The following is a 12,751-nucleotide window of genomic DNA, read 5'->3' as shown; positions in this document are numbered from 1 at the left end:
GGGGAGTCAGCTCCGGTGGAGGTCACCACGGCCGTGGAGGCCCGGTTCCAGCTCGGGGCCGCACCGATCCGTCCGGGGCGCGTGTTCTATGGCCACATCGAGCGGCTGGGGCCGCCGCGAAGGGGGCGGCTCACCCTGCGCGCGGGCGAGGTCATGTTCCAGCCGCTGGAGGGGGAGGAACGCCGTTGGCCACTGGATGCGCTCACGGCCCTGCAGTCCAGCTCGGGTACGCTGCAGATCAAGCCGCGGCGCGAGGGCGTCGTGAGCTTCCGATTCCCGGACAGCTCGGTCCGGCTCTGGGAAGAGGTGCTCCGGGCCAGCATCCGGCGGTTCTACCGCTCGGCAGGCAAAGGCGAGGTCCTCGAGTTTCAGCCGCGCATCGTGCTCCGCTGATGCTGTACTCGCTGTGCTCGACCCTGGCTCGCCTGCTCTGGAGGGTGTTCGGCGACGAGCTGAAGATCCGGGGCCTCGAGAACCTGCCGCGCACAGGGCCCTTCTTCCTGATCGCCAATCACCAGAGCATCATCGACCCCATCCTGGTCCAGGCGCACCTGCCACGGGTCATCTACACCATGGCCAAGAGCACACAATTCGCCTCGCCGATCATGGGCTGGCTCATGCCCAGGATCAAGTCCTTCCCCGTACGTCGCTTCGAGATCGATCCTCAAGCGGTGCGCTTCGCGCTCCGCCGCATTGCCGAAGGAGAGGGGGTGGGCATCTACATCGAAGGGGAACGGAGCTGGGACGGCCGGCTACAGCCGCTCAGGCTGGGGACCATCCGCCTCCTGCTCAAGGCCGGCGTGCCCGTCATCCCGTGCACCATCCAGGGCTCCTACGATGTCTGGCCGCGCTGGGCCCGGGCGCCCCGGCCCGCGCCGGTTAGCATTACCCTCGGCCCGCCACTCCGCTTCCCCCGGCTCGATGACCGCCGTAGCCGCGAACCTGCCGTTCCCGTCGCCGCCGAGACCATCATGGCCGTGCTGCGGGCCCAGCTCGAGGCCGCCGGGCAGCCGGCCGCCTTAAAATCCTTGCCCCCAAAACGTGTCTAAAGAGCACCCGCCCGTCAGGGCAGTGGCCACCCCGTTGGTTTTTGGCTGCCCTGAAGTTGACATAATGTATATTATGCGAAGTGGGGTGCGGCGGGACGGGGCACCACGCGGAGTGGAGATGGCGGAGCGCCTGGTGGAGGGGATGGTCGAGCCTGGCGACGGCTGGCTTCACGAGCTTCAAGCTTGATGGCTACCGCATCCTCGCTCGCATCGCGCGGGGCCGGTCGCGGCTAATCAGGCGCAACGAAAAGGCCTGGACGCAACAGTTCCCCGCGACTGCACGCGCGGTGGCAGCATTGCTTCGTGATCGGTGGTTTCACGGAGCCCAAGGGCTCGCGTGTGGGGTTGGGGTCGCACCATCTTGACAATAGGCGAGGCTCTCGGCTATTCCTGGACTCAGGAATGCCCGGTCCAACGGAACCACCAGGCGAAGCCGGCCGCTGGCCGTCGACGCAGCCGGGAGCGCTGCCGCCCCGCATGCGTTGCCGGTCTTTTTGTTTTCTGGAGCGGCCGGCGAAAAGGTCGGCTCTGGCCGCGGGTGGGGTGCGGGCAGCGGCCCGCGACCGTGGACCGGAGGCGGCGGCGGAGCGGTGGACGGTCTTCCTGGTGACGTACCCGGCCGAGGGTGGCGAGTGGCGGGGCTGCTTCTCCTTCCGGGCTTCGGCGGGGCTGCACGAAGGGCTGGAGGTCCGCACGACGGACCTTTTCCTGGAGGCCACGGAGGCGGAGGTCGATAGCCGGGCCCGCGGGCTTGGCAGGCCGCTGCTGCTGGCGCTTCTGGATTCCGCGCTCTACTCGCACGAGCGCAGCCAGCATCCGCCGCCCGATGTACGACGCTGGTTCCGCGAGTTGCTGGCCAGGAATTCGGCGGAACTGGTGCCCGATCCGAAGGATGGCTCAGCGGATCTCTCGCTGCAACATCTGCGCTCGCTTTATGCCTCCTACCGGCTGGACCAGGTCGCACACCTCATCTCGCTGATGGCGCCAGCCGATTTCGAGGCACTGGTCGAGCAGTTGCTGCACGGCCGGGAAATCGATTTCGCGTCTCGCGACCGGCTGCAGTTGGCCATGATTGTGGTCGAGGAGCTCGAGCGCTGGCTGCCGCTGCCACCATTCGAGTCGTGGGTCGAGGACTACGTGGCCAACCGAGAGGAATACCAGCGCTACAGCTACCAGCTCCACCGGCAGGAGCAGCCCGCGTAGTCCACGGTCTCAGCTCCCGCGGGGCGCTGCGGTGCCCCGCCTGGCCAGCGCCTCGGCCAGCCGCATTTCCAGAAGTGCCCGCTCGGGCAGATCTTCCGCTGTGAGCTCGAGGGCGCGCTCGTATACCTGGGCTGCGCCCGAGGCATCGCCGCGCTGCAGCCGCAAGCCGGCGGCCAGATTCAGCGCTTCCCGGCGCTGGGAATCGAATTCGGCTTTCTCGGCAATGCGCAAATAGGTTTGCTCAGCAGCGTCGGCCGCGCCTCGGGCCTCCTCCGCGGCCGCGAGCAGGAAGGCAGCCGAGGTGCCGAGGGGCGCATCCAGATCGCCGGCCAGGGGCTGCAGCGTGGAGACCGCCTTCTCCGCTTGTCCTGCCGAGAGGTAGCGCTCGGCCAGGAGCAGCCGCACTTCCTTCGCCGCGGCCGTCCCCCGGAAACGGGTCAGGAAATTCTCCAGTTCCGTGACGGCGGGCGTGGGGTTCGAGCGCAGCTCGGCAAGCTGGGCATCGGCCTGGGTGCGCAGGCGGCTGCGATAGTTGGTATAGTACAGAATCGAGGCGATGCCCAGCGCCAGCAGGGCGCCGCCGATGACCAGGCCGCGAGCGTGTTGCTTGGCCCACGCCGCCGCCTCGACTACCTGGGCAAGGAACGGGTCGTCGGGGCCTGTCGGCTGGTGCGGCACCCGCCGCGCAGTAGGGTGTCGTGGCATAGGTCGCGACTTCGGATTCGGGGGTTCTGGAACACCACCGCCCGCGTGCCGACGGCAACGCGGGCGGCATGGCTGCGGCCTTCCACCAGCCCGAAGCTAGCGGCGTTATGCGAACCGGTCAAGGCGTGGATGTACGGCGCGCACGGCGCTGAACCTGGCGGACAGCGCCATAGCGCACCGGATCGCTTCGCTCGTACTGCGCCTCCCCGTACGACGCCGCGGGCTGCTGTGCCGCCCGCCCGCGCAGGGCGAAGACGAAGAGATCATCGCCGCGGGGTGTGTCGAGCTGGTGGTTCCCGCCTGCAGCGACAGCGATGTACTGCACCCCCTCGACCAGGTAGGTGACAGGCCCGCCGTGGACGCCGGCACCAGTCCTGAACTGCCAGAGCAGGGCGTATTTGCGGATTCGACCACTTAGCCGGCGTGGGCGGGGGCAGGACGCCTCTCGAGCGTTGCCCGACGCCGCTGCCACACGTAGGTGGCTGCGCCAAGCAGCACCAGGCTGGCCATCTGCGAGGTGGAAAGCCCCAAGATGAAGCGGTCGCTCTTGGCGCGCACGAATTCGACCAGGAACCGCTCAAGGCCGTAGAACGCGAGGTAGAGTGCGAAGAGCCGGCCGGGCGCGAGCCGCCTGCGCGCCAGCTTCCACAGGATGGCGAACATCACGAGTGCCGCCGCCACCTCGTAGAGCTGCGTCGGATGCACTGCCAGAATTGCGGAGTCTGGGAGCTGGGAAGGGACGTCGGCGCCGACAGAGCGCAGGTAGCCCGCCGTGCTGGGCGGCGTCCCTTCCGGGAACGCGATACCGACCCAACTGCTGGTGGGCAGCCCGTAGTCGTCGCCGACCAGGAAACAGCCGATGCGGCCGACGGCGTAGGCCAGGGCAAGCGCCGGTGCGACACTGTCGAAGAGCGGCGCGACCGGGAGGTTGCGCTTGCGCACCTGCCAGTAGAAGGCGAGGATGCCGCCGAAGAGGCCGCCGTACCAGACCAGCCCGCCCCGGGCCGTGAGTTCGCGCAGCGGGTTGGCCAGCAGGTCCCTCGAGTGCAGCCCCAGATAATACAGTTTCGCGCCCAGGATCCCGGCAATGGCGACCCACGCGAGCGTCTCCCAGGCCAGCTCACGGCTGTAGCCGCGGCGCTCGAGCTGCACCCCCTGGGCCCAGGCCCCTGCCAGGAAGGACAGGAAGATCATGAGCCCGAAAGTTGTCAGCTTGAAGCCGCCAATTTCTATGAGTACCGGGTACATGCCCGCTCCGCGCCGTGAATCCCGCTCTGCTGCGGGGGAACGACAATCCTACGTATTGATCGAGCTCACGAGTGCGGCGGCATTCGGCGCCGTACGTGTGAACTTGACCATCTAGAGAGGTAATACCGCGCCAAGGGCGACCGGGTCCCTCAACGGCCGGGCATTGCCGGCGCACGCGGCTCGCCCGCCGCAGCGGTTTGCACCTGGGGGCGCGTCCAGCGCCGCAGGGCGAGCACTAGGACCGTCCCGCCGCCCAGGAGCGCGGCCGCCGGGAGGAGATAGATGAGCAGGTTGAAACCCTGAGGTTGCGGCTGGAGCAGGATCCACTCGCCATATTTGCTGACAAAGTAAGCTCTTACCTGCGCAGGCGTCCGGCCAGCGGCGAGCTGGTCCCTCACCACAGCGCGCATTTCTCGCGCCAGCTCGGAGGGCGAATCCTGGATGGAAAGGCCCTGGCAGACCGGGCAGCGAAGCTCTGCCGCGACCTGCCGCGTCCGCGCCTCGAGCGCGCTGTCCGGCATCGGCTCCTGTGGCGCTACGGCCCCGGGCAACAGCGCCCACAGCAGGGCCAGCGGCAGCCAGCTCACCGCGCCGTCTCCGGCGGACTTGCCAGCAGCGCGTCCAGCGTCCGTTCGAGCAGGGGCACGGTCACCGGTCCGATCTGCTTGTGCCCCACGGCGCCATCCGCGGTGATGAAGAAGGTTTCCGGGACGCCGTACAGCCCGTAATCGATGGCGGTGCGGGAGCCAGGGTCGATCAGCGAGGGATAGCTCTGGCCGCCCATTTCCTCGATCCAGCGCCGGCCGTTCTCCGGCGAGTCGTTGTAGAGGAGGCCAAAGAAGCGCACGCCCCGATCACGATAGTTTTCGGCCACAGCGGACAGGGCTGCGTGTTCGTCCCGGCAGGCCAGGCACCACGACGCCCAGAAGTTGAGTACCACCACCTGCCCCCGGAGCCCGGCCAGGCGGACCGTATCCCCTCTGTCCAGCGATTCGAGGGCAAAGAGCGGGGCGGGACGGCCTGGCAGCGGCGAAGGAATGGCCCGCGGAACGCGGCCGAGGCCGAAAAGGAAGAGCGCCAGCAGTGGCACGGCGACCAGCGCTCCCAGGATAGCCCGCCGCCAGTTCACGCCTCGTCCCCCTTCCCTGGCGCGGCGGCGCGCTGCCCCAACCGGCCGGCCCAGAGCGCGATCAATGCGCCCAGAGCCACCATGCCCCCGCCAGCCCAGATCCAGGCCACCAGGGGCTGAATGAAGAACGAGAAAGTAGCCGAGGAGCCATCCTCCTCGAAGGCCAGGAGCGTGGCGTACAGATCATGGCGGGGTCTGCTGCGGACGGCGGGCGTCGGCACCGGCTCGCCAGTGCTGTTGTAAAAGTTGAGGCGCGGCGAGAGCCGGCCGCTGGCCATGCCCCTTCCATCCAGCAGACTCAGGTTGGCGCCCACCACGAAGCGCTGAGGCTCTTCCCGACCCCACAGGTCATCGAAGCGGATGCGGTAGTCCCGGACGGACAGGACCGCCCCCGGCCGCAGCGTTGCCTCCCGCTCGTAGCGGAAAGAGGACGAGGCGGCAACGCCGAGCGCCACTACAACGATGCCCAGGTGGACCACGTAGCCGCCGTAACGCCTGGGCTGCGCGCCGACGAGGCGCCGTAGCGCGGTAGCGGGTCCTTCTCCGTGTGCCCGCATGCGGGCGCGCGTGCCGACCACGAATTCCTGGATATTGGTTACCAGCGCGAAGGCGGCGAAGGCGAAGGCCAGGACGCTGTAGGGTGCGCGCACTCCGGCGGCCAGCGTGCCGAGGAAGGCCAGCACGAGTGCTCCGGCCGGCGCGGCAAAGCGCTGCCGCAGGTAGCCGGGCGCCGCCGCACGCCAGGGCAGCGCCGGGCCAACCCCCACGAGGAAGAGGAGCGTCACGCACAGCGGCACCGTCATGCGGTTAAAGAACGGGGCGCCCACACTGACCTTCACGCCGCGCATCGCCTCGGCGACCAGCGGGAAGAGTGTTCCCAGCAGGACGGTGAAGGTGAAGGCGGCGAACAGCAGGTTGTTCACCAGAAACACCGTTTCGCGCGATGCCACGCTGTCCAGCCGGCCCGCCGAGCGCAGGTCGCTGCTGCGCCCCGCCAGCAGGGCGAGCGAGAATACGAGCACCGTCGCGATGAACGCCAGGAAGAAGAGGCCAATGGGGCCCTGGGTGAAGGCGTGGACCGAGGAGAGGATCCCGCTGCGCGTGAGAAAGGTGCCCAGGATGGTGAGCAGGAAAGTCGCGATAATCAAGCTCAACGTCCAGGCCTTGAGCATGTCCCGTCGCTCCTGCACCATGGCCGAGTGCAGGAATGCCGTTGCCGTGAGCCAGGGCATGAAGGAAGCGTTCTCGACTGGATCCCACGCCCAGTAGCCGCCCCATCCCAGCACTTCGTACGACCACCACATTCCCGCGATGATGGCGGCGGACAGCAACATCCAGGCGGTGACGGTCCAGCGGCGGGTCGTCCGGCTCCAGGCGTCGTCCAGCCTCCCCGAGAGGAGCGCGCCGATCGCGAACGCGAAGGGCACGGTCATCCCTACATAGCCCAGGTAAAGCAGCGGCGGGTGCACGGCCATGAGGACATGGTTCTGCAGCAAGGGGTTCGGCCCCGGCCCATCGGGCGGGACGGGGAACATGCGGCCAAAGGGATTGGCCGGCCCGACCAGCAGCAGGTAGAAGAAGCTTCCCACGCCCAGCATGGTGGCCAGCGCGTATGGCACCAGTGCGCCCGGCCGTTCCCGATTCAAGTACACGACCAATGCCGTATAACCGGCCAGGACCCACCCCCAGAACAGGATCGACCCCTCGAGCGCGCTCCACAACGAAATGATGGTGTAGAACAGCGGCGTCGACCGGCTGCCCACCTGCGCCACGTAGGAGATGCTGAAATCGTGGGTGACCAGCGCGTACACCATGGCCAGGTTAGCCAGGGTGAGCAGCCCGAAGTTGGTGTAAGCGGCAAAACGCGCGCTGCGCACCAGCTCGGGCCGGCGCCGGCGTACGCCCAACACCGCGGCGGCCAGGCCGTAGAGCGAAAGCGCCAGCGCGAGCGCTACCGTCGTGAGCCCCAGGATGCGTGTCATTCTTCGATCACGTACTCGAAAGCGAAGAGCGAGGCCACGAAGAAGATAACATCAAAGACGCCAATCAGCCGCAGCCATGCTTTGCTGTCTCCCATCGCGTCGCCTGCCAGCAGCGCGGATGTGGCCTCCACAGCGGCCACCAGCAAGGGCACGAGCATGGGAAAGAGCAGGAGCGGCAGGAGCACCTCGCGCGCCCGGATGCGGCTCGCCATCGCGGCGTAGAAGGTGCCCAGTGTGACGAAGCCGACGGTTCCCAGAACCAGGACGCCGGCCAGGCCGGGGAACGGCCGGGCCATAGGCAGATCGTACAGCACCGCGGCCGCAGGCAGGAGGATCGCCTCGACCAGAAGCACGAAAACGAGATTGGCCGCCAGCTTGCCCAGGAACACGGCACGGCGGTCGCCAGGGTAATGCAGCAGCGTCTCCAGAGCGCCACCCTCCAGCTCCAGTTGATAGCAGCGGTTGAAGGCCAGCACCCCGCTGAACAGCACGGTGAGCCAGAGTATGCCGGCGGCGGCACCCCGCAGCGCTTCGGCGTCCGGCCCCAGGGCAAAGCCGAAGAGCAGGAGCATGAGCGCCGCCAGGAACACGACCGCGTTGAAGTTCGCCTTGGTGCGCCGCTCCGCCGTGAGGTCTTTCCAGGCCACGGCCCGGGCTCGGCCCAATTCCTGGCGCCAGCTCATAGGCCGCTCGACTCCTGCAGTGCCAGGGGCTGGCCCATGGCACCCCTCTCGCCTGCGCCTGCAGCGCCGTTCCCGCGCGGCAATTTGCCCTCGAGCAGCCGGCCTGCCACCAGCTCGACCATGCGGTCCGCGACTTCCGCCGCACGCGCCAGATCGTGCGTCGCCAGGATCACGGCGCCGCCGTGCGCACGCTGTTCCCGTACCAGGCGGTTCACCCGCTCGACGCCCTCAGGGTCGAAGCTGGCGTAGGGCTCATCGAGCAGCACCAGTCGCCCCGGGCGGAGCAGCAGTCTGGCCAGCGCCAGGCGCCGCCGCATGCCGGCAGAAAAGTAGCGAACCATCTCGCCCGCCTCCCGCGTCAGCCCCACCTCGGCCAGGGCGCCGGCCACGGCTCGGCTGTCCGCCGCCACGCCGGCCATGCGCAGGGAGAAAAGCAGGTTTTCGGAGGCCGTCAGGTCCTCGTAAAGTCCGGGCGAGTGGCCGAGGAAGCCCACCAGCGGCCGGACGGCTGCGGGCTCCCTCAGGATGTCCCGGCCGCAAACCCGGCCGCTCCCGCGCGTAGGCCGAATGGCCGTGGCCGCCACCCGCAGCAGGGTGGTCTTGCCGCTGCCGTTGTGGCCCACCAGCGCGACGACCTCACCCGGCGCCACGCGTAATGTCACACCGCGCAATGCCCAGCGCCGCCCGAAGCGGCGGGCAATTTTGTCCAGCTCGAGCGCCGCCGTCTCGGGGGCCCCTCTCCGGTTGCGCCCGTCCTGCTCGCCTGACACCGCTGGCTTCCTCGCCGCTTCGGTCCGTACTCCCAGAACCCTGCTAAAGATAGAGCCTGGCAGCCGGTCCTTCAATCTGCCGGGACCGGCCGACCCGCCGCGCGCCAGGTGCGCCGCCGCTACGGCTGCCGTGCTCCCCTGAGGAGCACCACCCCGCACCCGACGCTCAAGCCAATGATCCCCAGGATGACGACCCACTCGCCGGCGCTCCGGCTAGCCGGCAAATCCATCATCTCCGCCCTGGCCTGCGGCACACGGCCGCGCGCGGCATCCTCCTGCGCGCCGTGCACATGCTCCCCGGCCGGCGCGGCCGCCAGCACGACCAGATCTGCGCGGGCGCTTACATCGCCGTCGGGCGCGATCGCCAGTAAACCGTATGTGCCCGGGCGGACGGAATCGGCCAGCGGCAGTCGAGCCGTAAATTCCCCTGCGCCGTCCGTGTGCACCGTGCCCAGATCCAGCGTGGCCAACGCGCCGCGCAGCTCGAGGCGCAGCCGTGTGCGACGCGGGAGCTTCTGCCCGTGCACGCTGATCTCGCCTCCCACGCCTACCTCTCGAGCGGCGAGGTGGAGGACTCCCGGCTCGTGGGCCGCGCCGGCTCGCCCGCAGAAGGCCAGCAGGCCGAGGGCCAGGAAGCACGCGGAACTGCGCATCACATACCCAGATGCGGGTGCTGGGGCGCGAAGGCGCCGTACAGCAACGCGCCCAGATACATGGCGAGCAGCAACGTGGCCAGGCCGAAGAGCCAGCGCGGGCGGCCGCCGCGATCATCGTGGCGTCGATCGAGCAGGGGCACGGCGAAGAGGAAGCCGAAGAGGATGGCGGGTGCGATGAGCATGCCTTCGAGACCCAACGCGTTTTCGGCGGCATAGATCCAGAGGAAGGGCCAGAAGGGCTTGGTGACTTCTGCGCCTTCGACCGCGGGGAATCCGATGCCGGGCGGGAACAGTGCCGCGATGGCGGCAAGCATACCGAACCCGATCAGACCGTAGCCACCCAGACGCCGGAGATGGGAGGTGAAGGGGTGGGTTCGCGGCTCGTGGGCGTGGATCCCCAGGTGCCGGATCAGCCAGAAGTGGAGGCCCACGAGCGCCAGCAGCAGCAGCGACAGGAGTGAGACGTGGGCGTTGTGCAGCCGCGCGAGCAGCGGCGCGCTGGCCGTGAATTCCGGCGTCAGCGGCTTGGCCAGTCCGCCCACCATGCGCGCGCCCGCTACCGCGTGCGCCAGCGCCTCGCCCCCTTCCTGATCCGCACGCAGCACGGTGCCGGTGAAGGCCAGCGCGAAGAGCACCAGCAACTGCGCCGCGCCCGTCCACCACGTCACCTCCCGCGGCCGGAAGTAGCTGCGCCGCCAGAAAACGTAGATCAGGTGCAGAAACACGCTCACCAGCACCACGCTCGTGCTCCAGTAATGCAGCGAGCGCAACCAATTCCCCCCTGGGACCCGGCTGATGATGAAGACTATGCTGTCGTGGGCGCCGACCGCCGCCGGGTTGTAGAACTGGTCCAGCAGGACGCCCGTGACCAGGAGGGCGAGGATCCCGAAGAAGGTGAGCCCGCCCAGCATGTACGGGAAGCGGTTGGCGACCGGCGCAATGCCGTACTCGAGAGCGTGCCACGCCAGCCGTTCCCGCCAGCCGCCGCCTGCGCGGCGGTCGAAAAGGGCGCCGGGCCGCTCCCCGGGGACCGGCCCGGCGCTGTCTACGGTGCTGCCGGTCACGATCAGAGCGCGAGGCGCAGTCCGAAACTGCCGAACAGACGGCCGCCGCTCAGGTCCTCCCTGGTCAGTTGCTGCTGCTTCAGGTTGTGCTTGCGCAGATCGTCCACGTCCAGCAGTTCAGTGGCCTTCTGGTAGCCGACTTCCGCAACCACATTCAGCAGCAGCAGATTCAGGGCGACGTCGCCAAAGACGTTCCAGGCGTTGGTCTGCAGCTCGCCACTCACCTGACCGGTCGCGGCAATGGACTTCCCGTTGTTGGCCTTCTTGCAGTCGTTCTTCCCGCATTCGAGGAACCAGCCAAAGGCTACATCACTGCTGTAGCGGTCGTAGCCGGCGCCGACGGCGAAGTCGAGCATCAGGATGCCCTTACTGGCCACTGCGCGGAGGCTCACGGTCTGGAGATCGCTTCGGAAATTGCCGGGGTGCCCGGCGTCCAACGTATCGGGGCCGAAGCTCACGTCACTCATGCGCCGGTACATGCCAGTGACGGACACTCCCGGTGCCAGCAGGCCCTGCTTCAGGACTCCAACTCGCAAGCCGCCGCCAATGTTCCGGATGGTTTCCTGGATCCCGACCCGCTCGATCTTGGGGATGAATGCGACGCTTCCCAGCACGTCCACGGCGCCCACGCCGCCCACCATGGGAGCCAGCGAGAAGCCGTTAAAAACGCCGATCGAGACGTCCGCCTGAAGCGATCCCACGGGAAGCCCGGTCGTTTCCATGGCCTTCAGGGCGCCCTGATTGTCCGTGATCAGAGCCGCGAAGTTCTGGAACAGCTTGGGCGCCTGTGCGGCGGCGAGGTTGGCGCGCGCGGTCACACTGATTCGGGGAATCGAGCCCAAACGGGTGCCCAACGTCGTGCCCGTGCCCAGCACCGGGTTCCCACCCGAGAAGGCTATCCCCACCGCCGGCTGCGCGCCTGTGATGGTGTTCACCACCTGGGCGCACAGAAATTGGAACTGGCCGCGCGCATCCTCGGGGAGGTTCGCCGGCCCCTGTTGCGCCTTGCACTTCCCCAGCAGCTTGTCCTGCGCCAGCGCCGGCGCCGCCAGCCAGCCGAGCAGCGCAAACGCAAGAATGGTGGAACGTGTCATGATGCCTCCCTGCGGCTGTAAGCGTTCGTTTTGATCGCTGAAGGGATCCCGCCCCAGTGGGGTGAGGGGCCGGGCACACCCGGGACCACTTCAAGGATGCGCAACTCACGGCGGCAGTGTCAAGAACGGCAGAGCCGGCTTTTCCTCGCCTCCTGCTCAGCGGCCCGGCTCGGCCTCCCGGCGGAACCGGACTTCGGGCGGCTGCTGCGCACCGACCGGCGCCTCGAACGGCTGCCTCCGCTCCGCACCCACCACCTTCGCCGTGAGGAGCTGAGGGAATTGCCGGATGTAGGTGTTGTACGTGCGAACCGCCTCGTTGTAATCCCGGCGCGCCACCGCGATCCGGTTTTCTGTCTCCGTCAGCTCGTCCTGCAGCGCTACGAAGTTCTGGTTGGCCCGCAACGTGGGGTAGGCCTCGACGGCCACATTCAGGAACAGCCTCAGATTTTCGCTCACGGCCTGGCTCGCCCGGCTCAGCTCCTGCGCCGCCGCGCCTCCCTGCACCGCCGCCGCTACCTGCTCCCGCGCCCGGGTCAGCCCGGCCCGCGCACGCGCCACCTCCGTGAACGTCTCCCGCTCGAAGGCCGCGGCCTCGTCCACCGTTGCGACCAGGTTGGGGATCAGGTCGTTGCGGCGCAGTAGCTCCGTATCAATGTTGCCGCGCGTCTCGTCGGCTCGCTCATCCAGCTCCTGGATGCGGTTGTAGCCGCAGGCCGGCAGCGAGAGGAGCAGCGCGATGCACACCCACCGTGCGCTCATGAGCCTCTTTCCTCCTGGTACCGGTCCACGAAGTCCGCGGCGCGCTCGGCCAGGGCGTAGTAGCCGCTGACGACAGGGTCGTCGACTTCCAGGCGGAGCGGCGATCCCTGCCGTCTGGCCTCCCAGACGCGCAGGAACGGCTCGGCCGGCCCGGTGACGAGCCGGGCGCCCTCGCGGATGACCTCGTCGGTCGGCAATTTGGCGCTCGCGCCGCTCAGCCGCAGGATCGCCCGGAAATATGTGGCAAAGGAAGGGAATCCGCGGAGCAGCAGGTTGCCCACGTCTGCCGGCTGCCCTGCCGCGAGTAGCAGCCCCTCGCGGAGCTGGACCAGTTTGCCGCGCAACTCCCGCTCGACCTGCAGGCGTAGGGCGCCGCGGTCCACCACCACGCCTTCCAGCGGGTCCGCGC

The 12,751-nt window shown here is 68.4% G+C and carries 16 protein-coding genes; 3 read left to right on the top strand and 13 right to left on the bottom strand.

Annotated elements, in window-relative coordinates:
• The 3 genes from HY703_09925 to HY703_09915 form a co-directional block, all read left to right on the top strand.
• Window positions 1-393: hypothetical protein (locus tag HY703_09925; GenBank protein MBI4545502.1), on the top strand; the 393-nt coding region annotated here is incomplete at its 5' end.
• Window positions 393-1,049 carry a 1-acyl-sn-glycerol-3-phosphate acyltransferase gene (locus HY703_09920; GenBank protein ID MBI4545501.1) on the top strand — a complete coding sequence of 219 codons (657 nt, stop codon included), beginning with the start codon at window positions 393-395 and terminating at the stop codon, window positions 1,047-1,049. The genes HY703_09925 and HY703_09920, both read left to right, overlap by 1 nt.
• Before the next feature lie 477 nt (window positions 1,050-1,526).
• Complete coding sequence (locus tag HY703_09915) at window positions 1,527-2,252, top strand: hypothetical protein (GenBank protein MBI4545500.1); 726 nt, start codon at window positions 1,527-1,529, stop codon at window positions 2,250-2,252.
• A 9-nt stretch (window positions 2,253-2,261) separates the two neighbouring features.
• Here HY703_09915 and HY703_09910 read toward each other — a convergent pair whose 3' ends face one another.
• From HY703_09910 to HY703_09850, 13 genes are all read right to left on the bottom strand, one after another.
• On the bottom strand, window positions 2,262-2,957 hold the full coding sequence (locus tag HY703_09910; protein ID MBI4545499.1) for a tetratricopeptide repeat protein: 696 nt from the start codon (window positions 2,955-2,957) through the stop codon (window positions 2,262-2,264).
• A gap of 118 nt (window positions 2,958-3,075) precedes the next feature.
• Window positions 3,076-3,282 carry a hypothetical protein gene (locus HY703_09905; protein MBI4545498.1) on the bottom strand — a complete coding sequence of 69 codons (207 nt, stop codon included), beginning with the start codon at window positions 3,280-3,282 and terminating at the stop codon, window positions 3,076-3,078.
• 89 nt (window positions 3,283-3,371) lie between these two features.
• On the bottom strand, window positions 3,372-4,205 hold the full coding sequence (locus HY703_09900; protein ID MBI4545497.1) for a prolipoprotein diacylglyceryl transferase: 834 nt from the start codon (window positions 4,203-4,205) through the stop codon (window positions 3,372-3,374).
• Between the two features lie 149 nt (window positions 4,206-4,354).
• Window positions 4,355-4,792 (bottom strand): cytochrome c-type biogenesis protein CcmH, encoded by a 438-nt coding sequence (locus tag HY703_09895; GenBank protein MBI4545496.1) that lies wholly within the window; start codon window positions 4,790-4,792, stop codon window positions 4,355-4,357.
• A complete protein-coding gene (locus tag HY703_09890; GenBank protein MBI4545495.1) occupies window positions 4,789-5,334 on the bottom strand; it encodes a redoxin domain-containing protein in 546 nt (181 codons plus the stop codon). Before HY703_09890 ends, HY703_09895 begins: the two co-directional genes overlap by 4 nt.
• Entirely contained in the window at window positions 5,331-7,316 is a 1,986-nt protein-coding gene (locus tag HY703_09885) for a heme lyase CcmF/NrfE family subunit (protein ID MBI4545494.1), read from the bottom strand. The genes HY703_09890 and HY703_09885 overlap by 4 nt, the downstream gene beginning before the upstream one ends.
• Entirely contained in the window at window positions 7,313-7,999 is a 687-nt protein-coding gene (locus HY703_09880; protein ID MBI4545493.1) for a heme exporter protein CcmB, read from the bottom strand. Before HY703_09880 ends, HY703_09885 begins: the two co-directional genes overlap by 4 nt.
• Window positions 7,996-8,769, bottom strand: coding sequence for a heme ABC exporter ATP-binding protein CcmA (ccmA, locus tag HY703_09875; GenBank protein ID MBI4545492.1), 774 nt, complete (start codon window positions 8,767-8,769; stop codon window positions 7,996-7,998). The genes HY703_09880 and ccmA overlap by 4 nt, the downstream gene beginning before the upstream one ends.
• Before the next feature lie 119 nt (window positions 8,770-8,888).
• Window positions 8,889-9,422: a hypothetical protein gene (locus HY703_09870; GenBank protein ID MBI4545491.1), complete on the bottom strand. Its 534-nt coding sequence runs from the start codon at window positions 9,420-9,422 to the stop codon at window positions 8,889-8,891.
• Window positions 9,422-10,489 carry a cytochrome b N-terminal domain-containing protein gene (locus tag HY703_09865; GenBank protein MBI4545490.1) on the bottom strand — a complete coding sequence of 356 codons (1,068 nt, stop codon included), beginning with the start codon at window positions 10,487-10,489 and terminating at the stop codon, window positions 9,422-9,424. The genes HY703_09870 and HY703_09865 overlap by 1 nt, the downstream gene beginning before the upstream one ends.
• A 2-nt stretch (window positions 10,490-10,491) precedes the next feature.
• A complete protein-coding gene (locus HY703_09860) occupies window positions 10,492-11,583 on the bottom strand; it encodes a hypothetical protein (protein ID MBI4545489.1) in 1,092 nt (363 codons plus the stop codon).
• Between the two features lie 156 nt (window positions 11,584-11,739).
• Window positions 11,740-12,342 (bottom strand): LemA family protein, encoded by a 603-nt coding sequence (locus HY703_09855; GenBank protein MBI4545488.1) that lies wholly within the window; start codon window positions 12,340-12,342, stop codon window positions 11,740-11,742.
• A partial coding sequence (locus tag HY703_09850) for a hypothetical protein (protein MBI4545487.1) occupies window positions 12,339-12,751 on the bottom strand: 413 nt, incomplete at its 5' end. The genes HY703_09850 and HY703_09855, both read right to left, overlap by 4 nt.

Source organism: Gemmatimonadota bacterium (assembly GCA_016209965.1).
GTDB lineage: Bacteria > Gemmatimonadota > Gemmatimonadetes > Longimicrobiales > RSA9 > JACQVE01.
The sequence above is the reverse complement of the archived record's forward strand: the minus strand, read 5'-3'. Positions and strand labels throughout refer to the sequence as shown.